24 protein-coding genes are annotated in these 26251 nt (G+C 70.7%); 17 read left to right on the top strand and 7 right to left on the bottom strand.

Annotated elements, in window-relative coordinates; translation table 11 throughout:
* Positions 1 to 5 precede the first annotated feature (5 nt).
* Together IF11_RS0113400 and IF11_RS0113395 are read right to left on the bottom strand one after the other, a co-directional pair.
* Complete coding sequence (locus tag IF11_RS0113400; protein ID WP_030351779.1) at positions 6 to 500, bottom strand: DUF3515 domain-containing protein; 495 nt, start codon at positions 498 to 500, stop codon at positions 6 to 8.
* A gap of 26 nt (positions 501 to 526) precedes the next feature.
* Entirely contained in the window at positions 527 to 760 is a 234-nt protein-coding gene (locus tag IF11_RS0113395; protein WP_030351778.1) for an Lrp/AsnC family transcriptional regulator, read from the bottom strand.
* 210 nt (positions 761 to 970) lie between these two features.
* Here IF11_RS0113395 and IF11_RS0113390 point away from each other — a divergent pair, with 210 nt between their 5' ends.
* Together IF11_RS0113390 and thiD are read left to right on the top strand one after the other, a co-directional pair.
* A complete protein-coding gene (locus IF11_RS0113390) occupies positions 971 to 1942 on the top strand; it encodes a thiamine-phosphate kinase (RefSeq protein ID WP_030351777.1) in 972 nt (323 codons plus the stop codon).
* A 10-nt stretch (positions 1943 to 1952) separates the two neighbouring features.
* Positions 1953 to 2768: a bifunctional hydroxymethylpyrimidine kinase/phosphomethylpyrimidine kinase gene (gene thiD, locus IF11_RS0113385; RefSeq protein WP_030351776.1), complete on the top strand. Its 816-nt coding sequence runs from the start codon at positions 1953 to 1955 to the stop codon at positions 2766 to 2768.
* A gap of 112 nt (positions 2769 to 2880) precedes the next feature.
* On the opposite strand, the gene rpmB is transcribed toward thiD, so the two are convergent.
* Positions 2881 to 3066 (bottom strand): 50S ribosomal protein L28, encoded by a 186-nt coding sequence (gene rpmB, locus IF11_RS0113380; protein ID WP_003957616.1) that lies wholly within the window; start codon positions 3064 to 3066, stop codon positions 2881 to 2883.
* Positions 3067 to 3321: 255 nt separating this feature from the next.
* On the opposite strand from rpmB, the gene IF11_RS0113375 reads away from it, so the two are divergent.
* The 9 genes from IF11_RS0113375 to mutM all read left to right on the top strand — a co-directional run bounded on the left by IF11_RS0113375 (position 3322) and on the right by mutM (position 12586).
* A complete protein-coding gene (locus IF11_RS0113375; protein WP_030351775.1) occupies positions 3322 to 4983 on the top strand; it encodes a DAK2 domain-containing protein in 1662 nt (553 codons plus the stop codon).
* A 25-nt stretch (positions 4984 to 5008) separates the two neighbouring features.
* Positions 5009 to 7231: an ATP-dependent DNA helicase RecG gene (gene recG / locus IF11_RS0113370; RefSeq protein ID WP_030351774.1), complete on the top strand. Its 2223-nt coding sequence runs from the start codon at positions 5009 to 5011 to the stop codon at positions 7229 to 7231.
* 157 nt (positions 7232 to 7388) lie between these two features.
* The gene (gene rsmD / locus IF11_RS0113365; protein ID WP_030351773.1) at positions 7389 to 7973 is read left to right on the top strand and encodes a 16S rRNA (guanine(966)-N(2))-methyltransferase RsmD; all 585 of its coding nucleotides are present in this window, start codon (positions 7389 to 7391) and stop codon (positions 7971 to 7973) included.
* Positions 7974 to 7999: 26 nt separating this feature from the next.
* A complete protein-coding gene (gene coaD / locus IF11_RS0113360) occupies positions 8000 to 8479 on the top strand; it encodes a pantetheine-phosphate adenylyltransferase (RefSeq protein ID WP_206300599.1) in 480 nt (159 codons plus the stop codon).
* Positions 8480 to 8577: 98 nt separating this feature from the next.
* Positions 8578 to 9717 (top strand): F0F1 ATP synthase subunit B, encoded by a 1140-nt coding sequence (locus tag IF11_RS0113355; RefSeq protein ID WP_030351771.1) that lies wholly within the window; start codon positions 8578 to 8580, stop codon positions 9715 to 9717.
* Positions 9718 to 9851: 134 nt separating this feature from the next.
* Positions 9852 to 10559: a YceD family protein gene (locus IF11_RS0113350; RefSeq protein ID WP_078490656.1), complete on the top strand. Its 708-nt coding sequence runs from the start codon at positions 9852 to 9854 to the stop codon at positions 10557 to 10559.
* A gap of 2 nt (positions 10560 to 10561) precedes the next feature.
* On the top strand, positions 10562 to 10735 hold the full coding sequence (rpmF, locus tag IF11_RS0113345) for a 50S ribosomal protein L32 (protein ID WP_003965982.1): 174 nt from the start codon (positions 10562 to 10564) through the stop codon (positions 10733 to 10735).
* Positions 10736 to 10754: 19 nt separating this feature from the next.
* Positions 10755 to 11633: a ribonuclease III gene (gene rnc / locus IF11_RS0113340; protein WP_030351769.1), complete on the top strand. Its 879-nt coding sequence runs from the start codon at positions 10755 to 10757 to the stop codon at positions 11631 to 11633.
* Between the two features lie 92 nt (positions 11634 to 11725).
* Positions 11726 to 12586 (top strand): bifunctional DNA-formamidopyrimidine glycosylase/DNA-(apurinic or apyrimidinic site) lyase, encoded by an 861-nt coding sequence (gene mutM, locus IF11_RS0113335; protein ID WP_030351768.1) that lies wholly within the window; start codon positions 11726 to 11728, stop codon positions 12584 to 12586.
* On the opposite strand, the gene IF11_RS0113330 is transcribed toward mutM, so the two are convergent.
* The gene (locus IF11_RS0113330; protein ID WP_030351767.1) at positions 12559 to 12927 is read right to left on the bottom strand and encodes a winged helix-turn-helix transcriptional regulator; all 369 of its coding nucleotides are present in this window, start codon (positions 12925 to 12927) and stop codon (positions 12559 to 12561) included. The two genes, mutM and IF11_RS0113330, sit on opposite strands and share 28 nt — an antisense overlap.
* A 73-nt stretch (positions 12928 to 13000) precedes the next feature.
* A complete protein-coding gene (locus tag IF11_RS0113325; RefSeq protein WP_030351766.1) occupies positions 13001 to 13906 on the bottom strand; it encodes a CAP domain-containing protein in 906 nt (301 codons plus the stop codon).
* A 134-nt stretch (positions 13907 to 14040) separates the two neighbouring features.
* Between IF11_RS0113325 and IF11_RS0113320 the strand changes: the two genes are divergently transcribed.
* The 4 genes from IF11_RS0113320 to IF11_RS0113305 all read left to right on the top strand — a co-directional run bounded on the left by IF11_RS0113320 (position 14041) and on the right by IF11_RS0113305 (position 20318).
* Positions 14041 to 14322, top strand: coding sequence for an acylphosphatase (locus tag IF11_RS0113320; protein ID WP_030351765.1), 282 nt, complete (start codon positions 14041 to 14043; stop codon positions 14320 to 14322).
* A gap of 381 nt (positions 14323 to 14703) precedes the next feature.
* Positions 14704 to 14922: a hypothetical protein gene (locus tag IF11_RS0113315; protein ID WP_030351764.1), complete on the top strand. Its 219-nt coding sequence runs from the start codon at positions 14704 to 14706 to the stop codon at positions 14920 to 14922.
* A 199-nt stretch (positions 14923 to 15121) separates the two neighbouring features.
* The gene (smc, locus tag IF11_RS0113310; RefSeq protein WP_030351763.1) at positions 15122 to 18772 is read left to right on the top strand and encodes a chromosome segregation protein SMC; all 3651 of its coding nucleotides are present in this window, start codon (positions 15122 to 15124) and stop codon (positions 18770 to 18772) included.
* 127 nt (positions 18773 to 18899) lie between these two features.
* Positions 18900 to 20318, top strand: coding sequence for a sugar porter family MFS transporter (locus IF11_RS0113305; protein WP_030351762.1), 1419 nt, complete (start codon positions 18900 to 18902; stop codon positions 20316 to 20318).
* On the opposite strand, the gene IF11_RS0113300 is transcribed toward IF11_RS0113305, so the two are convergent.
* On the bottom strand, positions 20315 to 21748 hold the full coding sequence (locus IF11_RS0113300; RefSeq protein WP_030351761.1) for a purine-cytosine permease family protein: 1434 nt from the start codon (positions 21746 to 21748) through the stop codon (positions 20315 to 20317). The two genes, IF11_RS0113305 and IF11_RS0113300, sit on opposite strands and share 4 nt — an antisense overlap.
* 166 nt (positions 21749 to 21914) lie before the next feature.
* Between IF11_RS0113300 and ftsY the strand changes: the two genes are divergently transcribed.
* A complete protein-coding gene (ftsY, locus tag IF11_RS0113295; protein WP_030351760.1) occupies positions 21915 to 23117 on the top strand; it encodes a signal recognition particle-docking protein FtsY in 1203 nt (400 codons plus the stop codon).
* 483 nt (positions 23118 to 23600) lie between these two features.
* Here the strand turns inward: ftsY and IF11_RS0113290 are convergent, their stop codons facing one another.
* Complete coding sequence (locus IF11_RS0113290; RefSeq protein WP_030351759.1) at positions 23601 to 24263, bottom strand: bifunctional DNA primase/polymerase; 663 nt, start codon at positions 24261 to 24263, stop codon at positions 23601 to 23603.
* A gap of 428 nt (positions 24264 to 24691) precedes the next feature.
* Here IF11_RS0113290 and nsdA point away from each other — a divergent pair, with 428 nt between their 5' ends.
* The gene (nsdA, locus tag IF11_RS0113285; RefSeq protein ID WP_030351758.1) at positions 24692 to 26173 is read left to right on the top strand and encodes a transcriptional repressor NsdA; all 1482 of its coding nucleotides are present in this window, start codon (positions 24692 to 24694) and stop codon (positions 26171 to 26173) included.
* Positions 26174 to 26251 lie beyond the last annotated feature (78 nt).

Genomic DNA, 26251 nt, shown 5'->3' with positions numbered 1-26251 from the left:
TCCGGCTACAGGCTGGACGGGATCGTCTTCTTGACCGGCGCGGCCAGCTCGGCGAGCGGGGTGGAGTCATGGGTGAACCGCTTGTCCATGGTGACCTCCACATAGGTCTCGCGGTACGTGGTGGTGAAGCGGGGCCCCGAGTCCCGTTCCTCCAGCATCCAGTTGACGCCGTTCGCCTCCACCGCGTCCGACCGGGCATCGCTCATCCCCTCGGGACGGGGGACACCGCAGCGCAGTACGATCGCGGCGTCACCCCACCCGGCGGTCAGTTCGGAAGACGGCTCGGGATCAGCCCGGCCGAGGTCGGAGACGGTCTTCGGCAGCTCCTTGTGGAGAGCCCGGCACAGCGCGGCCTCGTCCGCGGACGGACTGGGAACCGCGACCGGCGCCGACGCGTCGGTGGAGGAGCAGCCCGCCACCGCCGCCAGCAGAAGGACGGCGGGCAGGCGGACGAGCGGACGGCCGGATAGCCTGCGGCGGAACGGCCGGTGGCGGGAAATGGTCACCGGCCAAGGGTAGACGGGGGCTACAAGTGCACGACCGGGCAGGTCAGGGTGCGGGTGATGCCTTCCACTTGCTGGATTTTCGCGACGACCATGCGACCCAGCTCATCGACGGTGTCCGCCTGAGCGCGCACGATCACGTCATAGGGACCGGTGACGTCCTCGGCCTGGATAACTCCCGGAATCTTGGCGATGGTCTCGGCGACGGTCGTCGCCTTGCCCACCTCGGTCTGGATAAGGATGTACGCCTGTACCACGGAACCTCCAGGGCGGCCACGAGGATCATGTGGGGGAAAGAGACGCCACGGTATCGCGTCGCCGAGTTCCGCGGGGAGACCCGGGTCCCGGGTGGCGCCCGCGGGGTGGCGTACGGAAGACGAAGTTGACGCGACTCACGACGGTACCGACAGCAGTGCAGGACCGCGACCGCGCGTGCGGCCCGGTAAGTGACAGAGAGGGGAGACTCGGTGAAGGGAACCGTGGGCGAGTTGGGGGAGTTCGGTCTCATCAGAGAACTCACCTCCCGGCTCACCACCACCCCGGCGGTCCGGCTCGGGCCGGGCGACGACGCCGCGGTCGTGGCCGCGCCCGACCGCAGGGTCGTGGCGAGTACGGACCTGTTGCTGGAGGGGCGGCACTTCCGCCGTGACTGGTCGACGGCGTACGACGTCGGCCGGAAGGCGGCCGCGCAGAACCTCGCCGATATCGCGGCGATGGGCGCGGTCCCCACCGCGCTGCTCCTCGGGCTCGTCGTCCCGGCCGAACTCCCGGTCACCTGGCCCACCGAGCTGATGGACGGCATCCGTGACGAGTGCCAGGTCGCGGGGGCGGCCGTGGTCGGCGGCGATGTCGTACGCGGCGACACGATCACCATCGCCATCACGGCGCTCGGTGATCTCCGTAACCACGAGCCGGTCACCCGCTCCGGTGCCCGGCCGGGCGATGTCATCGCCTACACCGGCTGGTTGGGGTGGTCGGCGGCCGGGCACGCGGTGCTCTCACGCGGCTTCCGCTCGCCCCGCGCCTTCGTCGAGGCGCACCGCAGACCGGAGCCGCCGTACCACGCGGGTCCCGCCGCCGCCGGGCTCGGAGCCACGGCCATGACCGACGTCAGCGACGGACTCGTCGCGGATCTCGGCCATATCGCGGAGGCCAGCAAGGTCCGTATCGATCTGCGCTCCGGTCTGATCGACATCCCCTCGCAGATGAACGACATCGGCCAAGCGGTCGGGATCGATCCGCTCCAGTGGGTGCTGACGGGAGGCGAGGATCACGCGATCGTCGCCACGTTCCCGCAGGACGTGAAGCTGCCGGCCCGCTGGAAGGTGATCGGTGAGGTGCTCAACCCGTCCGCGCTGCCGCAGGTGACGGTCGACGGGGCGCCATGGACCAGCAAGGGCGGCTGGGACCACTTCGGGGACATCGAGGACGCCCAGTAGATTCGGCACCATGCCGATACCTGAGCGTGTGACGCCACCGTCCGTGCCTCCGCGCGTGCTCACCGTCGCCGGATCGGACTCCGGCGGCGGTGCGGGCATCCAGGCGGATCTGAAGACCATGCTGGCGTTCGGTGTGCACGGCATGAGCGTGCTCACGGCGGTGACGGCACAGAACTCCCTGGGCGTACACGGCGCCTGGGAGCTGCCGGTGGAGGCCGTACGGGCCCAGTACCGCGCCGTCGTCGACGACATCGGCGTCCAGGCGGTGAAGACCGGCATGCTCTCCTCCGCCGAACTGGTCGCGGCCGTCGCGGAACTGCTCGCCGGGACCGACGCCCCCGTGGTCGTCGATCCGGTCGGGGTCTCCAAGCACGGAGATCCGCTGCTGGCCGCCTCGGCGCTGGACGGCGTACGGACGAGGCTGCTGCCGGCCGCGACCGTCGCCACCCCCAATCTGGACGAGGTGGCCCAGCTCACCGGGGTACAGGTGGAGGACGAGACGGGGCTGCGGCGCGCGGCCGGCGCCGTACTCGAATTCGGGCCCCGCTGGGCGCTGATCAAGGGCGGGCATCTGCCGGGGGACGCGGTGGATCTGCTGACCGACGGCGCCGAGGAGCACTGGCTGCGGGCACCGCGCCACGACAACCGGCATACGCACGGGACCGGCTGCACCTACGCGTCGGCGATCGCCTCGGGCCTGGCCCGGGGGCAGTGCGTCGTGGAGGCCGTCCGGGCGGCCAAGGAGTATGTGACGGGCGCGATCGCGCACGGCTTCCCACTGGGAGCGGGGATCGGGCCGGTGGATCACGGGTGGCGCTTCAGCTGATCGCGCTTGACGGCGCTGTTTCGACGGCACGCCTCAGCACGGCAAAAAGCCGGTCCACCGAGGTGGACCGGCTTTTCAAGGCAACCGCAGGGGCTGCGCTACGACGCAGGCGTCAGCGCGAGACCTTGCCGGCCTTGATGCACGATGTGCAGACGTTGAGCCGCTTCGGCGTCCGACCGACCACGGCACGCACGCGCTGGATGTTCGGGTTCCAGCGACGGGACGTACGGCGGTGCGAGTGCGAAATGTTGTTGCCGAAGCCCGGCCCCTTGCCGCAGACGTCGCAGTTGGCAGCCACGGGTCACTCCAAAGACTTCAGATGCTCGTACAGAGAAATCCGGCGTGCCGGAATCAGTGACTGATGTGGCGTTGCCGGGGGATTGGCCCGACTCTCATCGGGCAACCGCAGCAGCATACAACGCCTGCCTCGGTACAAGAAAACTACCATGACGCGCAGCGGCTCCGTTCCGCCAGGTTGGCCCGCTGTTCGCCTCCCGTCCCCGGGCTACCCTGCGTGCAGCCCGCATCCAGGCCGCTCAAGGAGGACCCTCAGGTGCCGCAGACCCTCGACGCAGCAGCGGTACGGAGCTGGTGCTCGCTGGCGCTGGAGGCGCTCGGCCGGGAGCGCGAGGAGATCGACGCGATCAATGTCTATCCGGTCGCGGACGGGGACACGGGCACCAATCTCTATCTGACCGTGGAGTCCGCGGCGCAGGCGGTCGAGGCCGTCTTCGCGGCCCATGAGACCGGCGCTTCCGTGCCCGCGCCGGGCGATGCCGTACGGGCCATGGCGCATGGCGCGCTGATCGGCGCCCGGGGGAATTCCGGGACGATCCTGGCGCAGCTGCTGCGCGGGATGGCGGAGGCACTGGCGGACGCGGCGCCGGCGGATCCCCAGGGGGACGGCGGGGGCGGCGCGGACCGGCTCGCACCGGCGCTGCGGCGGGCCGCCGCGCTGGCCCGCGAGGCTGTCGCGCACCCCGTCGAGGGCACGATCCTCAGCGTGGCCTCCGCCGCGGCGGACGCGGCGGAACGGAACGCGGCGGAACGGAGCGGGGCGGTGGACGCGGGCGCCACCGTACGCGCGGCGTACGCGGGCGCACGCGCCGCGCTCGCGGCCACCCCCGACCAGCTGCCCGTGCTCGGACGCGCGGGTGTCGTCGACGCCGGCGGGCGCGGGCTGCTGGCCGTCCTGGGCGCGCTGGTGCGGTCCCTCACGGGCGAGACACCGGCCGCCTTCCCGATGGGCCACCGCCGGTACGAGGATCCGGCCGCGGTCGCGTCGGCGGTCGAGTCCTGCGCCCCCGAGGGCGGACCCGCCTTCGAGGTGATCTATCTCCTGGAGGCGGACGACACCTCCGTGGCCCGGCTCCGGGCCCGGCTCGACGGGCTGGGGGACTCCCTGGTCGTCGTCGGCGGCGACGGACTGTGGAACGTACACATCCATGTCGACGACGCGGGCGCCGCCGTGGAGGCCGGGGTCGAGGCGGGACGCCCGTACCGCATCCGCATCACCCACTTCGGCGCCGCCGCCGAGGAGCCGCCCGAGCGGGTCCAGCGGGCCGTCGTCGCGGTGGTCCCCGGCGAGGGGCTCGCGGGGCTGTGCGCCGAGGCCGGCGCGACGACCGTGCTCGCGCGCCCCGGGGAGCCGCCCGCCAGCGGGGAGCTGGTCGAGGCGATCCGGCGGGCCCACGCGCGCGAGGTGGTGCTCCTGCCGAACGACGCGGCGCTGCGGCACACCGCCGCGGCCGCCGCCGAACAGGCCCGCACCGAGGGCGTACGGGTCGCCCTCATCCCGACCAGGGCCGCCGTCCAGGGCATCGCCGCGCTCGCCGTGCACCAGCCGGACCGCCGCTTCGACGAGGACGTGGTCGCCATGACCACCGCGGCCGGCGCCACCCGCTACGCCGAACTGGCCGTCGCCGAACGGCAGTCCTGGACCATGGCGGGTATCTGCCAGGCCGGGGACGTCCTCGGCCTGATCGACGGGGACGTGGCGGTGATCGGCGCCGATCTCGCCGCCACCGCCGAGGCGGTGCTCTCCCGGATGCTGGCGGCCGGCGGCGAACTGGTGACGCTGGTGCTCGGCGACGACGTGCCGGACGCGCTGGCCGACCGCCTGGAGATCTACGTACGGGACGGCCATCTGGCCGTCGACACCGTGGTCTACCGGGGCGGCAGGCAGTCCGTTCCGCTGCTCATCGGCGTGGAGTAGCAGCCTGTCAGTGGCGTGGTGTGCAATGGATCGCGTGTCCGCGCTGGATGAATCCCTCAAGAAGACGCTCGGCCCCGCCACCGCGAAGGTGATGGCCGAACACCTCGACCTGCACACGGTCGGCGATCTGCTGCACCACTACCCGAGGCGGTACGAGGAGCGCGGCCAGCTCACCAAGCTGGCCGATCTGCCGCTGGACGAGGACGTCACGGTCGTCGCGCAGGTCGCCGACTCCCGGATCATGACGTTCAACCACGGCCGGGGCCAGCGTCTGGAGATCACGCTCACCGATGGCAGCGGCCGGCTCCAACTGGTCTTCTTCGGCAGGGGAATCCACAAGCCGCACAAGGAGCTGCCGCCCGGCAGCCGCGGCATGTTCGCGGGCAAGGTGTCCGTCTTCAACCGCAAGCTCCAGCTCGCGCACCCCACCTATGTGCCGCTGGGCAGGGCCTCTGGCGACGACGAGTCCACGGAGGACACCGCGCAGGCCGTGGACGCCTTCGCGGGCAAGCTGATCCCGATCTATCCGGCCTGCAAGGGGCTGGAGTCCTGGAAGATCACCAAAGCGGTCGACGCGGTCCTGCCCAGAGCCGCGGAGGCCGTCGATCCGCTGCCGCCCGCGCTGCGCGAGGGCCGCGGATTCGCCTCCCTGCCCGAGGCGCTGCTCAAGGTCCACCGGCCCGAGAGCCGGGCGGACATCGAGTCCGCCCGACAGCGGCTGAAGTGGGACGAGGCGTTCGTCCTCCAGGTCGCGCTGGCCCGGCGGCGGTACGCGGACGCCCAGCTGCCCGCCGTGGCGCGCAGGCCCGTGCCGGACGGGCTGCTGGACGCGTTCGACGCCGACCTGCCCTTCACCCTCACCGACGGCCAGCAGAAGGTCACCGGCGAGATCTTCGCGGACCTCGCCACCGAACACCCCATGCACCGGCTGCTCCAGGGCGAGGTCGGCTCGGGCAAGACGCTGGTCGCGCTCCGGGCGATGCTCGCGGTCGTCGACGCCGGCGGGCAGGCCGCCATGCTGGCGCCCACGGAGGTGCTCGCCCAGCAGCACCACCGTTCGATCACGGAGATGATGGGCGAGCTGGCCCAGGGAGGGATGCTCGGCGGCGCCGAGGAGGGCACCAAGGTCGTGCTGCTCACCGGCTCCATGGGCATGGCCGCGCGGCGTCAGGCACTGCTCGATCTGGTCACCGGCGAGGCGGGGATCGTGATCGGTACGCATGCGCTGATCGAGGACAAGGTGCGGTTCCACGACCTCGGACTGGTCGTGGTGGACGAGCAGCACCGCTTCGGTGTGGAGCAGCGCGACGCGCTCCGCTCCAAGGGCAAGCAGCCCCCGCATCTGCTGGTCATGACGGCCACGCCCATTCCCCGTACGGTCGCGATGACCGTCTTCGGCGATCTGGAGACCTCCGTCCTGGACCAGCTCCCGGCGGGCCGCTCGCCGATCGCCAGCCATGTCGTCCCGGCCCAGGACAAGCCGCACTTCCTGGCCCGCGCCTGGGAACGGGTGCGGGAGGAGGTCGGGAAGGGACATCAGGCGTATGTCGTCTGCCCCCGGATCGGCGACGACGAGGACGACGAGAAGACGAAGCGGAAGTCCAAACCGTCCAAGGAGGACGAGGCCGAGAAGCGGCCCCCGCTCGCGGTCGTGGAGGTCGCCGGGAAGCTCACCGCGGGACCGCTCCAGGGGCTGCGCGTCGAGATCCTGCACGGACGGATGCAGCCGGACGACAAGGACGCCGTGATGCGCCGCTTCGCCGCGGGCGAGGTGGATGTGCTCGTCGCGACCACGGTCATCGAGGTCGGCGTGAACGTCCCCAACGCCACTGCCATGGTGATCATGGACGCGGACCGGTTCGGTGTCTCGCAGCTGCACCAGCTGCGCGGCCGCGTCGGCCGCGGCTCGGCCCCCGGCCTCTGTCTGCTGGTCACGGACATGCCCGAGGCGAGCCCGGCCAGGGCCCGGCTCGGCGCGGTCGCCGCCACGCTCGACGGCTTCGAGCTGTCCCGTATCGACCTCGAACAGCGCCGCGAGGGCGATGTCCTCGGCCAGGCCCAGTCCGGGGTGCGCTCCTCGCTGCGGATGCTCGCGGTCATCGAGGACGAGGAGATCATCGCCGCCGCCCGCGAGGAGGCCGCCGCGGTGGTCGCGGAGGACCCGGAGCTGACGGGCTCCCCGGAGCTGCGTACGGCGCTGGACGCCCTGCTGGACACGGAACGCGAGCAGTACCTCGACAAGGGCTGACCCGGACAGGGCCTGGGGACACCGGCCGGGCCCGCTCTGGACGTACGCCATATCGTGGGGTCAGAGCCATTCTCCGAGCCCCTCACGACCCCGCGCCCACGACCGAGCGCCCCTGACCGACCTCATACGACCGCACCGAACCGAGGACCCGACTCCCATGACCCGCGTGATCGCCGGTGCCGCCGGCGGACGCCGTCTCGCCGTACCGCCAGGCACCGGCACCCGCCCCACCTCCGACCGGGCGCGTGAGGGCCTCTTCTCCAGCTGGGAGTCGCTCCTCGGCACCCTCGACGGCATCCGGATCGCCGATCTGTACGCGGGATCCGGCGCCGTGGGCCTGGAGGCGCTCTCCCGCGGCGCCGCGCACGCGCTGCTCGTCGAGGCCGACAGCCGCGCCGCCCGCATCGTCCGCGCGAACGTGACGACGCTCGGTCTTCCCGGCGCGGAGGTCCGTACCGGCAAGGCGGAGCAGATCATCACGGGACCGGCCCCGGACACCCCCTACGACCTGGTCTTCCTCGATCCTCCGTACGCCGTCACCGACGACGATCTTCGGGAGATACTCCTCACACTCCGCACAAGGGGGTGGCTCAGCGGCGATGCCGTCGCCACCGTGGAACGCAGCACCAGGGGCGGGGAATTCGACTGGCCGGAGGGTTTCGACCCCTTGCGGTCGCGTCGCTACGGCGAAGGGACGCTTTGGTACGGTCGCGCCGCCTCTACGAGTGAAGACGCACCATGACCGGACCGGAGAGCGAGGGAATCAAGTTGCGCCGCGCCGTCTGTCCGGGGTCCTTCGACCCCATCACCAATGGACATCTCGACATCATCGCCCGCGCCTCCAAGCTGTACGACGTCGTACATGTCGCGGTGATGATCAACCAGTCCAAAAAGGGGCTGTTCACGATCGAGGAGCGGATCGCTCTGATCCGCGAGGTCACCGCCGAATTCGGCAATGTGGAAGTCGAGGCCTTCCACGGGCTGCTCGTCGACTTCTGCAAGCAGCGCGACATCCCGGCCATCGTCAAGGGCCTGCGCGCCGTCAGCGACTTCGACTACGAGCTGCAGATGGCCCAGATGAACAACGGGCTCTCCGGCGTCGAGACCCTGTTCGTCCCCACCAACCCCACCTACAGCTTCCTCTCCTCCTCGCTGGTCAAAGAGGTCGCGACCTGGGGCGGAGACGTCTCCCACCTGCTGCCCGCGGCCGTCCACTCGGCCCTGATGGCACGCCTCGGCGAGCGCTGAGAAACTGACGGCCCGTCATCCGGTGACGGACGGGCTCGAACTGGCCGTACAGTCGTTGCGTCCGTCTCCAAACCAGCTGAGAGAGTGGCGAGCACACGGTGGACGTACAGAAGAAGCTCGACGAGATCGTCGACACGGTGGGCAGCGCCCGCTCCATGCCCATGTCGGCGTCCTGCGTGGTGAACCGCGCCGAGCTGCTCGCGATGCTGGAAGAGGTACGGGAAGCGCTCCCGGGCTCGCTGGCCCAGGCCCAGGAGCTGATCGGCGGCCGGGAGCAGCTGGCCGAGCAGGCCCGCCAGGAGGCCGAGCGCATCATCGAGGCGGCGCACGCCCAGCGCTCCGGGCTGATCTCCGACACCGCGGTCGCCCGGCAGTCCCAGGAGGAGGCGGACCGCATCCTCGCGGAGGCCCGCAGGGACGCCGAGGAGATCCGCGCCGAGGCCGACGACTACGTCGACTCCAAGCTCGCCAACTTCGAGGTCGTCCTCACCAAGACCATCGGCTCCGTCGACCGGGGCCGCGAGAAGCTGCTCGGCCGCGCCCCCGGCGGTGACGACGATGACGCCCCCGAGTACAGCGACGACCCCGGCACGCTGATCCGGCGGGCCGACGAGTACATCGACGCCAAGTTCGGCGCCTTTGAGGCCGTCCTGTCCAAGACCCTGGAAGCGGTCGGCCGCGGCAGGCAGAAACTCCACGGCCGCACCGACTCGGACGATCTGGGCGCGCACATGGCCGCCCAGGACGCGGCGGGCCCGCAGGGGCGCACCAGTGACGCGGACTATCTGGCGGACCTCGCGGGAAGCCCCCGCGAAGGCGTCCAGGAGCCCGTAGCGGCGCAGCAGCCACCGGTGCCGGTCCAGCAGCCCTTCGCCGAGCCTCCGTACCCGCAGACGCCACCCCAGGCCCAGCCGGGGCCCCAGTACGCCGAGGCCGGCTACCAGGACCCCGCGTACGCCACGGAGGCCGACTACGGCGGCTACCAGCAGCAGGACGCGTACGGCTACCAGCAGGACCCGTACGCGTACCAGCAGCAGGGATACGGCCAGGACCAGAGCCAGGGCCAGGCGCAGGGGTACGACCCGAACTACGGCTGGCAGCAGCAGCCCGAGGTCCAGCCCCAGCAGCACGCGCTGCCCCCGGCCCACGAGCCGCAGAGCGCACTCGACGAGACCAGCCTCTTCGACACCAGCATGATCGACATCGAGCAGCTGCGCCGGTACGAGCAAGGACGCTGAGACCGCGCGGCCGGGGCGCCGGGACCGCGCGCCCCGGCCGGTACGCCCGGTCCGGTACCCCCGAGGGGCCGGATTGGGCCTACGGCGGCCGGTCCAGTACCCTGGCTCTTCGGTCGCGTGTATGTCCGCGACCCATGCCGCCCGCTCGCTTCCGCGACGGTGGCGGCCCCCCTCACGATCCGAAAGCGGGAAAAACCCTGAACGCGCGCCTCGACCACCGCAACCCCCTCGTGTTCGACACACACGAGCTGGGGCGGCGTCCTGGTGCGCTGCAGAAGCTGACCCGCTCGGTACCCGCCCCCAAGGACCTCGGTATCGCGGGGGTGATCGGGACGCCCGAGGGCGTGCCCGTGGAGCTGGCCCTCCGCCTCGAATCCGTCATGGAGGGGGTGCTCATCACGGGCACCGCCCGTGCGGCGGCCGAGGGGGAGTGCGTAAGGTGTCTGGAGCCGCTCAGCCAGGAAGTGGCGGCGGACTTCCAGGAGATGTTCTCGTACCACGACGCCGACGACCGGGGCCGCACCCGTGCGGAGCCGGCCGCTGACGCCGAGTACAGCGAGGACGACGACAGACTCTTCATCGAAGATGGCCTGTTCGACCTCGAACCGGTGCTGCGTGATGCGGTGGTGCTCGCACTGCCGATGCAGCCGGTGTGCCGGGAGACCTGTGCCGGTCTGTGTTCCACATGTGGGATCAGGCTGGACGAGAACCCGGACCACCACCACGACGCCGTCGACATCCGTTGGGCGGCACTGCAGGGACTCGCCGAGACCGTCAAGGACGGCGAGAAGGACAACATGGGCGGCGCCGAAGCGGGCGTCGACGAGAAGCAGGAGAAGTAGCCGTGGCTGTTCCGAAGCGGAAGATGTCGCGCAGCAACACGCGCCACCGCCGGTCGCAGTGGAAGGCTGCGGTCCCCACCCTGGTTTCGTGCGAGCGTTGCCAGGAGCCGAAGCTGCAGCACATCGCGTGCCCGAGCTGCGGCACCTATAACAAGCGCCAGGTCCTCGAGGTCTGAGCGGCTGGTGAGAGGCTCAATGTCTGAACTGTCCCATGCCAAGAAGCAGACAGACAATGTCAGCACAGCCTCGTCCCACACGCTTCTGGAAGGGCGGCTCGGGTATCAGCTCGAGACCGCCCTTCTGGTGCGTGCGCTGACCCATCGTTCGTACGCGTACGAGAACGGCGGTCTGCCCACCAACGAGCGGCTCGAATTCCTCGGGGATTCGGTGCTCGGTCTGGTGGTCACGGACACGCTGTACCGCACCCACCCCGATCTGCCTGAAGGCCAGCTGGCCAAATTGCGGGCCGCAGTGGTCAACTCGCGTGCGCTTGCGGAAGTGGGCCGCGGCCTCGAACTCGGCTCCTTCATCCGGCTCGGCCGGGGCGAAGAGGGCACGGGCGGCCGGGACAAGGCGTCCATTCTCGCCGACACCCTTGAAGCGGTGATCGGCGCTGTCTATCTCGACAAGGGCCTCGACGCGGCGTCCGAGCTGGTGCACCGGCTCTTCGACCCGCTGATCGAGAAGTCCTCGAATCTCGGGGCCGGCCTGGACTGGAAGACCAGTCTCCAGGAGCTGACCGCGGCGGAGAGTCTCGGTGTGCCCGAGTATCTCGTCACGGAAACGGGCCCGGACCACGAGAAGACCTTCACTGCTGCCGCCCGCGTCGGTGGTGTCTCGTACGGCACCGGCACCGGCCGCAGCAAGAAGGAAGCGGAGCAGCAGGCGGCGGAGTCCGCCTGGCGGTCCATCCGGACCGCGGCGGACGAGCGGGAGGCGGCGGGGAAGACCGACGCCGACGGCGACGTTGACGTGGAAGACAACGCCGACGCCGCCGACGCCACGGCTGAAGAGGCCGCCGACACCTCTTCGGCCCCGACGGAGCCGACTTCCGCGGACACGGCCAACGCCTGAGCGTCCGTGCTCTCTCCTTCCGGGTGCGCCCCTCGCGTCGTACGGCGTGAGGGGCGCACCCGTTCCGTCCCGTTCACCCCCAGGAGCGTTCCGTGCCCGAGCTGCCCGAGGTCGAAGTCGTCCGGCGTGGACTCGAACGCTGGGTCAGCGGCCGGACCGTCGCCGAGACCGAGGTGCTGCATCCGCGCGCGGTACGGCGGCACACCGCCGGCGGCGAGGACTTCGCGGCCCAGCTCAAGGGGCACACCATCGGTACGGCACGCCGGCGCGGCAAGTACCTCTGGCTGCCCCTCGCCGACACGGACGCCTCGATCCTCGGCCACCTCGGGATGAGCGGCCAGCTGCTGGTCCAGCCGGAGAGCGCGCCCGACGAGAAGCATCTGCGCATCCGGATCCGGTTCGCCGACACCCTCGCGACCGAGCTGCGCTTCGTCGACCAGCGCACCTTCGGCGGGCTCTCGCTCCACGAGAACACCCCCGACGGACTGCCCGATGTCATCGCGCATATCGCCAGGGACCCGCTGGACCCGGCCTTCGACGACGCCGCCTTCCTCACCGCGCTGAAGCTGCGCCGTACGACGGTCAAGCGCGCCCTGCTCGACCAGTCGCTGATCAGCGGCGTCGGCAACATCTACGCGGACGAGGCGCTCTGGCGCAGCCGCCTCCACTACGAACGCCCCACGGCCACCCTGCCCCGGCCGCGCGCCATCGAACTGCTCGGCCATGTACGGGACGTGATGAACGCGGCCCTCGATGTCGGCGGCACCAGCTTCGACAGCCTGTACGTCAATGTGAACGGCGAATCGGGGTACTTCGACCGGTCGCTGGACGCGTACGGACGCGAGGACGAGCCGTGCCGGCGCTGCGGGACACCGATACGCCGACGGCCCTGGATGAACCGGTCCAGCTACTTCTGCCCGCGCTGTCAGAGGGCTCCGCGCGTCGTGTCGTAACGCTCCCGCGCCGAGATCACCTCGGGCATCCGCCCCTCCACCAGCTGGATCAGCCCGAGCAGCCGCTCGGCGACCTCCCGGCCCAGCGGGGTCAGCTCGTAATCGACCCACGGCGGATTGACCGGCCGCGCCTCGCGCAGCACCAGTCCGTCACGCTCCAGCGCGTGCAGGGTCTGGGAGAGCATTTTCTCGCTCACGCCGTCGACGCGCCGCCGCAGTTCGTTGAAGCGGAGGCGGCTCTCGTACAGGGCGCCGAGCGTCAGGCTGCCCCAGCGGCCCGTCACATGCTCCAGCGTGGTGCGCGAGGGGCACTGCCGGGAGAAGACATCGAAGGCGTCCATAGCGGTGACTTTACAACCGAAAGCGGCACCCGACAGATGGCGCTTTCGTCTGGTAAGTGGGCCGGGGCTGGACTCAGAAGCCGAAGTCCTGTGTCCACCACGGGCCGCCGGAGCCGGTGTGGACACCGACACCCAGCCGGGTGTAATCGCAGTTCAGTATGTTCGCGCGATGGCCCTCGCTGTTCATCCACGAGTCCATCACGGCCTGGGCAGTGGCCTGCCCCCTGGCTATGTTCTCGCCGCCCAGATCCTTGACGCCCGCCTTGTCGGCGCGCTCCCAGGGTGACTTGCCGTCCGGGTCCGTGTGGTCGAAGAACCCGCGCTCCGCCATGTCGTCACTGAAGTTCTGCGCCAGCCTGCCGAGCGAGGCATCGGCCCGCAGTGGGCTGCACCCCACCTTCGCGCGCTCCTTGTTGACCAGGGAGAGCACGGCCGACTCGGAGGAACTGGAGCCGGGAGCCGCGGGCGCCTCCACGGCGCGCTCGGTGGTCTGCTCGGGCGCCGGGGCCTGACTGGAGCGGGTCGGTATCTCGGCCTTCGGCTTCGGCGGGGCCGCGGCGGGCTTCGTCTTCTTCTCCGGCTGCGCCGCCGGAGACTCCGGCGTGTCCTTCGAAGGAGTGACGGACGGCTTGTGCGGAGTGGGCGAGGCGGACGCCGACGGCGGCTGGGTCCGCTCGGCGGAACGGCTCGGCGAGGCCGAGGTCTCCCGCGTCGGCCCGGCGGACGAGCCGCCCTGCTGCTGAAGCTCCGGAGCGCCCTCGGTACGTATCTGCCCGCCGTTGGCGCTGCCGCCGACCGTGAAGTGGTCGCCGCCGCCGGGCAGCAGGCCCGAAGCGACGGCTACGGCTCCGACCGCCATGGCGGCGGAGGCGCCCAGCAGGCCGGTACGTACAGGGGTGGCGATCCGCCTCTTCCGGCGCGCACCGTCCACGTGGTCCTCGACGGGCGGGGCGGCGGCTGAGCGGCGGTGGCGTCCCATGTGCCTTCCTCATGCTCTCGACGGCAACGTGTCCAGGTCTCACCCGTACGAGTGAGGCTATTGCGACGGGACTGTACGGCATGGTCTGCGGGGGCGCCGGGTGCGGGAAGCAATTGGCCGGTTAGCTTGCGTGCATGAAAGAAGACGTTCGGCTTACGGCCTGGGTACGCGGCAGAGTGCAGGGAGTGGGCTTCCGCTGGTTCACCAGGGCAAACGCTCTGGAGATCGGGGGCCTCACCGGATTCGCCCTCAATCTGGACGACGGCAGGGTGCAGGTCGTCGCGGAGGGTCCACGTGAGAATTGCCACCGTCTGCTGGAATGGCTGCGCTCCGCCGACACACCCGGGCGTGTGGACGGAGTCACTGAGATCTGGGACACCCCGCGCGGTGGTTACGAGACCTTCGCGGTCCGCTGAGATCGCGCCGTCCGGGGCGGCGCCGGGGGGTCCGGGAATGCCGATGGCACATGCTCAGGTCGGCGATGACCTGGTGGTTGCCAAGAACGGCCAGTCGTGCCAGGCTGCCCGGAGAGGGATGATCTCCACGCCCCAGGGGCCCCGTGGAAGAGCCGGCGCCGCACCCCGCACGGGCGCCCGCCGCCGGGCTGCCCGCCGGTACGGGCTGTGATCGTGTTGACCGTCAAACTTTTTGGTGAGACGCTGGAATCCCCGCGCACCTTAGCTGTTTGGCAGTAAGAACCGCAGTGATGAACAAGCACTGCCAAGCACCGCGGGTGCGATTTCCCTCACGACCCACACCGCATCCGGTCGGTCACTCAGTGTGGAGGACCATTCATCATGGCAAAGGCGCTTCTCGGTTATGTCGGCGGTTCCGACCCGCGACTCCTCGCCGAGATGCGACGGCTCCAGCAGCGCGTCCAGGACCTCGAATCCGAACTCGTACGGATCCAGTCCGAGAACGACGTGCTGAACGCCGCCGTCGCACAGCACCCCGGAGAGTCGCTGCTCAATGGCATCGACATTGATGTACCCCAGGCGGAGCCCGCGCTCACCTGACAACAGCCCCCCTCGGGGTCGGGTGAGAAACACTCTCGCAAGATATGCAAGGGACGCCTCGGCGTCCCTTCTTTCTTTCCATCTTCCGCTGTACGAAGCATTGTTGGCGCTGCCACGCCTTTCTTAACGTCTGATGTGCCCTGCGCGTTCGGCGGTGAAACCGGCGAGGGACGATCGGAGCCGGGTAGAGTCCGGCGGCGTGCATCTCAAGGCCATGACCCTGCGCGGGTTCAAATCCTTCGCCTCCGCCACGACGCTGCGCTTCGAGCCGGGTATCACCTGTGTCGTGGGCCCGAACGGCTCGGGTAAGTCCAATGTCGTGGACGCGCTCTCCTGGGTCATGGGGGAGCAGGGGGCGAAGTCACTGCGCGGCGGCAAGATGGAAGACGTGATCTTCGCCGGGACGACCGGGCGCCCGCCGCTCGGCCGCGCCGAGGTCTCGCTGACCATCGACAACTCCGACGGTGCGCTGCCCATCGACTACGCGGAAGTCACCATTACGCGGATCATGTTCCGCAACGGCGGCAGCGAATACCAGCTCAATGGCGATATCTGCCGCCTTCTCGATATCCAGGAACTGCTGTCCGACAGCGGTATCGGCCGCGAGATGCATGTCATCGTCGGCCAGGGCCAGCTCGACTCCGTACTGCACGCCGACCCGATGGGGCGCCGGGCGTTCATCGAGGAGGCCGCCGGCGTACTCAAACACCGCAAGCGCAAGGAGAAGGCGCTGCGGAAGCTGGACTCGATGCAGGCGAACCTGGCCCGCGTCCAGGACCTCACCGACGAGCTGCGCCGTCAGCTCAAACCCCTCGGACGGCAGGCCGCGGTCGCCCGGCGGGCCGCCGTCATACAGGCCGATCTGCGCGACGCGCGGCTGCGGCTGCTCGCCGACGATCTGGTCAGGCTGCGCGACGCGCTCCGTACGGAGATCGCGGACGAGGCGGAACTGAAGCAGCGCAAGGAGGACGCCGAGAGCCGGCTGAAGGCCGCGCTGACCCGGGAAGCCGAGCTGGAGGACGAGGTACGGCGGCTGGCGCCGCGCCTCCAGCGGGCCCAGCAGACCTGGTACGAGCTGTCCCAGCTGGCCGAGCGGGTACGGGGCACGGTCTCGCTGGCCGACGCGCGGGTGAAGAGCGCGACCGCGGCCCCCACGGACGAGCGTCGCGGCCGGGACCCGGAGGACATGGAGCGCGAGGCCGCGCGGATCCGGGAGCAGGAGGCGGAGCTGGAGGCCGCGCTGGAGGCGGCCGAGCACGCCCGCGACGACACCGTCGCGCACCGCGCCGAGCTGGAACGGCAACTGGCCGCCGAGGAACGCCGGCTCAAGGACGCCGCCCGCGCGATCGCCGACCGCCGCGAGGGCCTCGCCCGGCTGCATGGCCAGGTCAACGCGGCGCGCGGCCGGGCGGCGTCGGCCCAGGCGGAGATCGGCCGCCTCGCCGCGTCCCGTGACGAGGCGCGCGAGCGCGCGGTCGCCGCCCAGGAGGAGTACGAACAGCTCAAGGCCGAGGTGGACGGCCTGGACGCCGAGGACCATGAACTGGGCGAGCGGTACGACAGCGCCCGCTCCGCCCTGTCGGCCGCGGAGGCCGCGCTGACGGCGGCACGCGAGGCCGCCACCACGGCCGAACGCGAACGCGCCGCCCTCGCGGCCCGCCATGACGCGCTCGCCCTCGGCCTGCGCCGCAAGGACGGCACCGGCGCGCTGCTCGCCGCCCGCGACAGTCTCTCGGGCCTGCTCGGTCCGGCCGCCGAACTGCTCACCGTCACCCCCGGATATGAGATCCCGGTGGCCGCGGCGCTCGGCGCCGCCGCGGACGCGATCGCCGTCGCCGATCCGACGACGGCGGCCGAGGCCATCCGGCTGCTGCGCAAACAGGACGCCGGCCGCGCGGCCCTGCTGCTGGCCGGCCCTCCCGGAGAGGACGAGCCCGGCCCGCAGGCCCGCTCCGGGACGGCCCCCGGAGTGCCCGGCCAGGCGGCGGCGGAGGGACGCGGTACGGACGCGGCCGACCGTTCCGTACGTACCGCGGTCTCCGTCGGTGCCGTGCCGCACGTCATCGATCTGGTGAGCGGACCCGCCGGGCTGCTGGGCGCCGTACGGCGGCTCGTACGGGACACGGTGGTCGTCGGGACGCTGGAGGACGCCGAGGACCTGGTCGCCGCGCGGCCGGCGCTCACCGCCGTGACCGCCGAGGGCGATGTGCTCGGGGCGCACTTCGCGCACGGCGGGTCGGCGGGCGCGCCGAGCCTGCTGGAGGTACAGGCCTCCGTCGACGAGGCCGCCGCCGACCTCGCGGAGCTGGCCGTACGGTGCGAGGAACTGACCGGGGCACAGCGCCTGGCCACCGAGCGGCGGGCCGAGTGCGCCGCGCTGGTGGAGGAATTGGGGGAGCGGCGCCGGGCCGCCGACCGGGAGAAGTCCGCCGTGTCCGGACGGCTGGGACGGCTCTCCGGGCAGGCGCGCGCGGCCGCCGGCGAGGCCGAGCGTACGACCGCGGCCGCCGCCAAGGCCCAGGAGGCGCTGGAGCGCGCCACCGCCGAGGCGGAGGAACTCGCGGAACGGCTGCTGGTCGCGGAGGAGGCCCCGGTCCAGGAGGAGCCGGACACCTCCGTACGGGACCGGCTCGCCGCCGACGGCGCCAACGCCCGGCAGACCGAAATGGAGGCCCGGCTCCAGGTCCGAACCCACGAGGAGCGGGTGAAGGGGCTCGCAGGCCGGGCCGACGCGCTCGACCGGGGAGCGCGCGCCGAGCGCGAGGCGCGGGCGCGCGCGGAACAGCGCCGCGCGCGGCTGCGCCACGAGGCCCACGTCGCCGGCGCCGTCGCGGCCGGCGCCCGGCAGCTGCTGGCGCATGTGGAGGTGTCGGTCGTACGGGCCGAGGCCGAGCGCGTCGCCGCCGAGGCGGCCAAGGCCGAGCGCGAACGGGAGCTGGCCGCCGAGCGCAACCAGGGCCGCGACCTCAAGGCCGAGCTGGACAAGCTCACCGACTCCGTGCACCGCGGCGAGGTGCTCGGTGCCGAGAAGCGGATGCGGATCGAGCAACTGGAGGCCAAGGCCCTGGAGGAGCTGGGGGTCGAGCCGGCCGGGCTGATCGCCGAGTACGGGCCCGATCAGCTCGTACCGCCGTCCCCGCCCGCGGAGGGCGAGACGCTGCCCGAGGACCCGGCGGATCCGCGCAACCAGCCGAAGCCGTATGTGCGGGCCGAGCAGGAGAAGCGGCTCAAGGCGGCCGAACGGGCGCATCAGCAGCTCGGAAAGGTGAATCCGCTCGCTCTGGAGGAGTTCGCGGCGCTGGAGGAACGCCACAAGTTCCTCTCCGAGCAGCTCGAAGACCTGAAGAAGACCCGGGCGGATCTGCTGCTCGTGGTGAAGGAGGTCGACGAACGCGTCGAGCAGGTCTTCACCGAGGCGTACCGGGACACGGCGGAACAGTTCGAGGGGGTCTTCTCGCGGCTCTTCCCGGGCGGCGAGGGACGGCTCATCCTCACCGACCCCGAGAACATGCTCACCACGGGGGTGGACGTGGAGGCCAGGCCGCCGGGCAAGAAGGTCAAGCGGCTGTCGCTGCTCTCCGGCGGCGAACGGTCCCTGACGGCGGTGGCGTTGCTGGTGTCGATCTTCAAGGCGCGGCCGAGCCCGTTCTATGTGATGGACGAGGTCGAGGCGGCGCTCGACGACACCAACCTCCAGCGGCTGATCCGCATCATGCAGGAGCTCCAGGAGAGCTCCCAGCTGATCGTGATCACGCATCAGAAGCGGACGATGGAGGTCGCGGACGCGCTGTACGGGGTCTCCATGCAGGGCGACGGGGTCTCCAAGGTCATCAGCCAGCGGCTGCGCTGACCCCGTATCAACTCCCGTTCGCGCCGGGCACGCGTACAAGTGGTGGCCGGGGGCAAGTTGTGACCCACTGGAAGGGCTCGCCCACCCCACGTCCGGCAACGGCAGCCGGGCGGCACCAGGAGTACACGTGACCGACACAGCGCAGGTGCCGCCCTCCGGAGGCCGCGCGGCCCCGCCGGAGCACCTCAGCCATGTCATCTTCATCACGGCCGCGGCCGCGATGGGCGGCTTCCTCTTCGGCTACGACAGCTCGGTGATCAACGGGGCCGTCGAAGCCATCAGGAGCAGATACGACATCGGCTCGGCGGCCCTCGCGCAGGTCATCGCCATCGCCCTGATCGGCTGTGCGATCGGTGCCGCCACGGCGGGCCGGATCGCCGACCGGATCGGCCGTATCCGCTGTATGCGGATCTCCGCGGCCCTCTTCACCGTCAGCGCCGTCGGCTCCGCGCTGCCGTTCGACATCTACGACCTGGCGGTCTGGCGGATCATCGGCGGCTTCGCCATCGGCATGGCGTCGGTGATCGGCCCCGCGTACATCGCCGAGGTCTCCCCGGCCGCCTACCGGGGCCGGCTCGGCTCCTTCCAGCAGGCCGCGATCGTCATCGGCATCGCCATCTCCCAGCTGGTGAACTTCGGCATCCTCCAGCTCGCCAACGGCGACCAGCGCGGCAAGCTGCTGGGCCTGGAGGCATGGCAGTGGATGCTCGGAGTGATGGTCGTACCGGCCCTCCTGTACGGTCTGCTCTCCTTCGCGATCCCCGAGTCGCCGCGCTATCTGCTCTCCGTGGGCAAGGTGGACCGCGCCAGGGAGGTGCTCGCCGAGGTCGAGAGCAAGGATGTCGATCTGGACGCCCGGGTCGCCGAGATCGAGCACGCCATGCGCCGCGAGCACAAGTCGACCTTCAAGGACCTCAAGGGGAGCCGCTTCTACTTCCTGCCCATCGTGTGGGTCGGCATCGGGCTGTCGATGTTCCAGCAACTCGTCGGCATCAATGTCGCCTTCTACTACTCGGCGACGCTCTGGCAGTCGGTCGGCATCAACCCGTCCAGCTCGTTCTTCTACTCGTTCACCACATCGATCGTGAACATCATCGGCACCGTGATCGCGATGGTCCTGGTGGACAAGGTCGGCCGGAAGCCCCTCGCGCTCGTCGGCTCGTCGGGCATGGCCATCGCGCTCGCCTTCGAGGCATGGGCGTTCTCCGCGCCCCTGGTGAACGGCAAACTGCCGAGTACGGAGGGGACGGTCGCCCTGGTCGCGGCCCATGTGTTCGTGCTCTTCTTCGCGCTGTCCTGGGGCGTCATCGTCTGGGTCTTCCTCGGCGAGATGTTCCCGAACAAGATTCGCGCCGCCGCGCTCGGAGTGGCGGCCTCGGCGCAGTGGATCGCCAACTGGGTCATCACCGCGAGCTTCCCGAGCCTCGCCGAATGGAACCTCTCGGGCACGTACATCATCTACACCTTCTTCGCCGTGCTCTCCATCCCGTTCGTGCTGCTGTTCGTGAAGGAGACGAAGGGCAAGACCCTGGAGGAGATGGGTTAGACGGACAGCTTCTCTTCCTCCGCCGGCGTGGCGGCCGGGGCCGTGGTCCGTTCGCGAGGCAGGACCGCGTAGAGAGCCGCCGCCACGACGGTCGTGATGACCCAGCCCAGACCGTTCTCACCGGCCCAGGTCCCGGCGAACGGGCCCGAGAACCAGTCCACCCGCGTGAACAGCAGCCCCACCACCAGCGCCGTACCCCAGGCGGCCATCGCCGACCACGCGAAGCCGCCCCGGTACCAGTAGGCGCTGGTCCGCGTGGTGTCCATCAGCGCCGCGCCGTCGTACGTACGCCGCCGCAGCATGTCCACCCCGAAGACGCCGATCCACGCCGAGAACGCCACCGCGAGCAGCGTCAGGAACGAGATGAACGAGCCGATGAAGCTGGTGGCCACCACCATCAGCAGGAAGCCCAGGACCAGACTGATCACCGCGTTCACGCTCACCGCCCAGGCGCGCGGCACCTTGATGCCCAGGGTCTGCGCGGTGAAGCCCGCCGAATACATCGACATCGAGTTGATCAGCAACATCCCGACGAGCGCGATCAGCAGATACGGCACCGAGAGCCAGGCGGGCAGCAGCTCACCGATGAACGACACCGGGTCCTGCGCCTTGGCGAGATCCGGGGTGCCGACCGCCATCACCGCGCCCATCAGCACCATCGGCAGCACCACGATCCCCGCGCCGCCGACGGTCGAGCCGACCATCGCCCGGCCGGAGGCGGACCGGGGCAGATAGCGGGTGAAGTCCGGGCCCGAGGGCACCCAGCTGATCCCGCCCGCCGCGACGGTCCCGATCCCCGCGACCATCATCGCCGTCGAACCCGCGGGCCGGTCGAAGACCGCCGACCAGTCCGTATGGGCCACCAGATACACCAGCACCAGCACGCTGAAGGCACCGAAGAGATACGTCGACCAGGTACTGCACACCCGCAGCGCGCCGATGCCGAGGCCCGAGACCAGGAAGGTGCAGGCCACGAAGAGCAGCAGCGTGATCACGATCAGCGGAGTGTTGCGCTTGACGCCGAAGACCAAGTCGAGAACCGTCAGCACGGCATAGGCGCCGGTGACCGCGTTGATCGTCTCCCAGCCCCAGCGGGCGACCCAGATCAGCGTGCCGGGGAAGAGGTTCCCCCGCTGGCCGAAGACAGCCCGGGAGAGCGCCATACCCGGGGAGCCGCCGCGCTTCCCGGCGAGGGAGACCAGCCCCACGATGCCGTACGACACGACGGGCGCCGCGACGGCGACGGTCAGCACCTGCCAGAAGTTCAGACCGTTGAAGACGATCAGACCGGCGCCCATCGTGAGCAGCAGCACGCTGATGTTCGCGGCCACCCAGGTGGGGAAGAGTCGGCGGACATGGCCGGTGCGTTCGTCCTCGGGGACGGGTTCCAGACCGCGGGTCTCTATCGCGCCTTCGGAGGCGTGGGGCATGAAGAGGCTCCGTACAGAGGTGGGGGCTCCAGAGGGGGGAGTCCGGGCGAACCCAGAACCCCCAGCATCGTATGTTCGGCGCAAAAGGTCCAAATCGTAACGAGGATCTTCGTGTGATCCTCTGAAGCCAGGGCCGGTACCGGCCGTGGCTGATACTGGGAGCGTTATGGAAATCGTCATCCTTGTTGTAGTCATCGCCCTGGTCGCGGTCGGCCTGATCAGCGGGCTCGTGGTCGGCAGCCGCAAGAAGAAGAAGCTGCCGCCCGAGGCGCCGTCGAGCACGCCGACCCTCACAGCTCCCCCTGCCGAGCCACATGTCGGCGACGAGGCGGAGGCACCGCGCGACGAGCCGCGCCGCACGATCGAGGAGGTCGGCCTCCCGGACGGCACGGAGACGCCGGTCGCCGTCGAGGCCGCGCCGCCCGCGCCCGCGATCGAGATCCCCGAGCCGTCAGCCGGCCGGCTGATCCGGCTGCGCGCCAGGCTCGCCCGCTCGCAGAACTCCCTCGGCAAGGGACTGCTCACGCTGCTCTCGCGCGAGCACCTCGACGAGGAGACCTGGGAGGAGATCGAGGAGACCCTCCTCATCGCGGACGTCGGTGTCGCCCCGACCCAGGAACTGGTCGAGCGGCTGCGCGAGCGGGTACGGGTACTGGGCACGCGGACACCGGAGGAACTGCGCGCGCTGCTCAAGGAGGAGCTCGTCCACCTCCTCGGCACGGACTTCGACCGCGCGGTGAAGACCGAGAGCGGCCTCGACACCCCGGCCGTCGTGATGGTCGTCGGCGTCAACGGCACCGGCAAGACCACGACCACCGGCAAGCTGGCACGCGTACTGATCGCGGACGGCCGCTCGGTCGTACTCGGCGCGGCGGACACGTTCCGCGCCGCCGCCGCGGATCAGCTCCAGACGTGGGGCGAGCGGGTCGGCGCGCGTACGGTACGAGGCCCCGAGGGCGGCGACCCGGCGTCGATCGCCTTCGACGCGGTCAAGGAGGGCATCGCGGAGGGCGCGGACGTCGTCCTCATCGACACGGCGGGCCGGCTGCACACCAAGACCGGGCTGATGGACGAGCTGGGCAAGGTCAAGCGGGTCGTGGAGAAGCACGGTCCGCTGGACGAGGTGCTGCTGGTCCTGGACGCGACGACGGGGCAGAACGGGCTGGTGCAGGCGCGGGTGTTCGCGGAGGTCGTGGACATCACGGGCATCGTCCTCACGAAGCTGGACGGCACGGCCAAGGGGGGCATCGTGATCGCGGTGCAGCGGGAGCTGGGGGTACCGGTGAAGCTGGTGGGCCTGGGCGAGGGAGCGGACGATTTGGCCCCGTTCGAACCCGAAGCGTTCGTCACCGCGCTGATCGGCGACTAGGGGTTTCTGTGGCCGGGGGCGGGTGTCCGGGCCGGTTTGCGGGTGCGGGTGCGGTGGTCTCGGGCTGAGGCGGCTTTCCGGGTGCGGGTGCTCGTGGGTGCCGGGTGCCGGGGTCTCCGGAGGTGCGTGTCCGGACTGCTTTCCTCACCGCGCTTCGCGCGAGCTGCGACGCTTTACGTCCGGACACGCACCTCCTGGGCGGCGGCTGGGGGCGACCACCGGGGGGAGGGGGTCGGGGTGGTCGTAGGAGGTGCGTGCCCGGACACTAAAGCGTGATGTGTGGCGCGTGAACGCCCGCATCCTGACTGTGGCCGGAGTCGCGACGTACGGGGGTCCGGGGGTGTCCCCCGGGAAAACACAGCATGCCGTCCGGACATGTACCTCCGGAGGCCCCGGGCCCCGGCACCAGCCGTACGAGACAGTAACCGCAACCCGCAACCCGCAACCCGCAGCCCGCAACCGCAACCCGCAACGCGGCCGGCCTCAGGCCAGGCGGTGGCAGATGTACGCCAGCGTGCCCAGCAGCAGCCTCGCCGGCGGCGGCTCCGCCGCCGTGTCCAGCGACGGCGGGCGCAGCCACCGCACCGGCCCCAGACCCGCCACCTCCGACGGCGGCGCCAGCACATACGCTCCCGGCCCCAGACCGTGCAGGTCCAGGTCCGCGTCGTCCCAGCCCATCCGGTACAGCAGCTCCGGCAGCTCCGCCGCCGCGCCCGGCGCCACGAAGAAGTGGGCGCGGCCCGTCGGCGTCACCAGCACCGGGCCCAGCGGGAGCCCCATCCGTTCGAGCCGTACGAGGGCCCGGCTCCCCGCCGGTTCCGCCACGTCGATGATGTCGAAGCCGCGGCCCACCGGCAGCAGCACGGCCGCGCCCGGCACCTCCGACCACGCCTTGGTGACGTCGTCGAGGGTGGCGCCCGCCGACACCTCGGGGCTGAACGCCAGCGGATGGGCGCCCGGCGACGCGCAGTCGGGCTCGCCGCAGGAGCACTGCCTGCCCGAGTCCCGCGCCGCGGGAACCGCGCCGGGAACCACGTCCCAGCCCCACAGGCCCGTGTACTCCGCCACCGCGGTGCACTCAGTGGTGCGGCCGCGGCGGCGCGAGCCGGACCGCATCTCCCGGATGCCGCCGATCGTGAAGCCCATGCCCCCTCCAACGGGTCGAACTCGCCGGTGGTTACGTCTCGCAGTGTGCCCGTGACACTCCGTCGCCATCGGGGCGGTCGAGGCGGCGCGAAGTGGCATTGGGGGTAGCGGGGCCGGATTCGCGCGCCCCGGCGTGCGGCGCTTCGGCCCGCTCTGATCGGAGTGCGTCAAGTCAATCGCGCCTCGCCGTGGGCGAGTTCATTCGAAGGGGTGGCGAATGGTGGCGTTTGTGGAATCACCCTCGCTGGGGCAGTGATCGTAGGATTACTTTCGGTACACGAACCCGGGATAAGACACTCCCGTGGGTATGCCAAGGGCAACTCGGTTTCCTGTTCGAAGGGGTGCAACCGGCGGACAGGCACCCCGTGCTCACGGCATTCTGATAGCGGTTCGCGCGACAAGTGGCTTCAGCGGATGGGGGCGTTCCAGTGGGCGGCAGCGGCGCAGGCGGTACGAATACCGGCAAGCGCCCGAATGGGCAACTCGGCTCGTGGTTCCTGCGCAGTGGCTGGTCGAAGGGCGAACTGGCGCGCCAGGTCAACCGCAGGGCACGCCAGATGGGCGCGCACCACATCAGCACGGACACCTCGCGGGTGCGCCGCTGGCTCGACGGCGAGCAGCCGCGCGAGCCGATCCCGCGCATCCTCTCCGAGCTGTTCTCCGAGCGCCTCGGCGCCGTCGTGGCCGTCGAGGAGCTCGGGCTGCGCTCCGCGCATCAGTCGCCCTCGGTGTCCGGGGTCGATCTGCCCTGGGCGGGCCCCCAGACCGTGGCGCTGATCAGCGAGTTCTCCCGCAGCGATCTGATGCTGGCGCGGCGCGGCTTCCTCGGCACCTCGCTGGCGCTGGCCGCGGGGCCCGCCTTGGTGGAGCCCATGCAGCGCTGGCTGGTGCCCACATCGGCGGGCGGCCAGGAGCAGCCCGAGGACGAGCCCGTCGCCACCCCGTCCCGCGCCTCGCGGCTCTCCGGGCCCGAGCTGGATCTGCTGGAGTCGACCACCGCGATGTTCCGGCTCTGGGACGCGCAGTGCGGCGGCGGCCTGCGGCGCAAGGCGGTCGTCGGCCAACTCCACGAGGTCACCGACCTGCTCCAGGAGCCTCAGCCCGAGGCCACCTCGCGGCGGCTCTTCCGGTGCGCGGCCGAGCTGGCCGAGCTGGCCGGCTGGATGAGTTACGACGTCGGCCTCCAGCCCAACGCCCAGAAGTACTTCGTCCTCGCCCTGCACGCCGCGAAGGAGGCCGGGGACAAGCCGCTCGGCTCGTACATCCTCTCGTCCATGAGCCGCCAGATGATCCATCTCGGCCGGCCCGACGACGCGCTGGAGCTGATCCATCTCGCGCAGTACGGCAGCCGGGACTGCGCCACCCCCCGGACCCAGGCCATGCTGTATGCGATGGAGGCGCGCGCGTACGCCAATATGGGCCAGCCGAGCAAGACGAAGCGGGCCGTCAGGATGGCCGAGGACACCTTCTCCGACGCCGGGGTCGACGGCGAGGTGGAGCCCGACTGGATCCGCTTCTTCTCCGAGGCCGAACTCAACGGCGAGAACGCCCACTCGTACCGCGACCTCGCGTATGTCGCCGGCCGCAGTCCCAGCTACGCCTCCCTCGCCGAACCCGTCATGCGGCGCGCCGTCGATCTCTTCGCCGAGGACGCCGACCACCAGCGGTCGTATGCGCTGAACCTGATCGGCCTGGCCACCGTCCATCTCCTCAAGCGGGAGCCCGAGCAGTCCACGGCCCTTGCGGAGAAGGCCCTGAAGGTGGCGGAGAGCGTGCGTTCCGAGCGGGTCAACACCCGGCTCCGCAAGACGCTCGACACCGCCGCCAGGGACTTCGGTGATGTCGCCGGCGTGGTCGATCTCACCGAGCGGCTCACCGCCCAGCTGCCCGAGTCCGCGGAGGCCGTCTGAGCGGCGGACGCACCCGGCCGCGGGCCGGACCCGTACACCGCCCCGCCGAAAGCTCCGGCCGCGGCAGTCACCCCGTAC

It is taken from the genome of Streptomyces scopuliridis RB72 (assembly GCF_000718095.1).
Classification (GTDB): domain Bacteria; phylum Actinomycetota; class Actinomycetes; order Streptomycetales; family Streptomycetaceae; genus Streptomyces; species Streptomyces scopuliridis.
This window is presented reverse-complemented; position numbering and strand designations above follow the sequence as displayed.

What these genes read in the sequence shown, in the direction of transcription:
- IF11_RS0113300 (WP_030351761.1), bottom strand. Translation starts at nt 21,748, where the DNA reads ATGCCCCACGCCTCCGAAGGCGCGATAGAGACCCGCGGTCTGGAACCC.
- rsmD (WP_030351773.1), top strand. Translation starts at nt 7,389, where the DNA reads ATGACCCGCGTGATCGCCGGTGCCGCCGGCGGACGCCGTCTCGCCGTA.
- IF11_RS0113290 (WP_030351759.1), bottom strand. Translation starts at nt 24,263, where the DNA reads ATGGGCTTCACGATCGGCGGCATCCGGGAGATGCGGTCCGGCTCGCGC.
- IF11_RS0113315 (WP_030351764.1), top strand. Translation starts at nt 14,704, where the DNA reads ATGGCAAAGGCGCTTCTCGGTTATGTCGGCGGTTCCGACCCGCGACTC.
- thiD (WP_030351776.1), top strand. Translation starts at nt 1,953, where the DNA reads ATGCCGATACCTGAGCGTGTGACGCCACCGTCCGTGCCTCCGCGCGTG.
- IF11_RS0113330 (WP_030351767.1), bottom strand. Translation starts at nt 12,927, where the DNA reads ATGGACGCCTTCGATGTCTTCTCCCGGCAGTGCCCCTCGCGCACCACG.
- recG (WP_030351774.1), top strand. Translation starts at nt 5,009, where the DNA reads ATGGATCGCGTGTCCGCGCTGGATGAATCCCTCAAGAAGACGCTCGGC.
- IF11_RS0113325 (WP_030351766.1), bottom strand. Translation starts at nt 13,906, where the DNA reads ATGGGACGCCACCGCCGCTCAGCCGCCGCCCCGCCCGTCGAGGACCAC.
- rnc (WP_030351769.1), top strand. Translation starts at nt 10,755, where the DNA reads ATGTCTGAACTGTCCCATGCCAAGAAGCAGACAGACAATGTCAGCACA.
- ftsY (WP_030351760.1), top strand. Translation starts at nt 21,915, where the DNA reads ATGGAAATCGTCATCCTTGTTGTAGTCATCGCCCTGGTCGCGGTCGGC.
- IF11_RS0113350 (WP_078490656.1), top strand. Translation starts at nt 9,852, where the DNA reads ATGCCGCCCGCTCGCTTCCGCGACGGTGGCGGCCCCCCTCACGATCCG.
- IF11_RS0113320 (WP_030351765.1), top strand. Translation starts at nt 14,041, where the DNA reads ATGAAAGAAGACGTTCGGCTTACGGCCTGGGTACGCGGCAGAGTGCAG.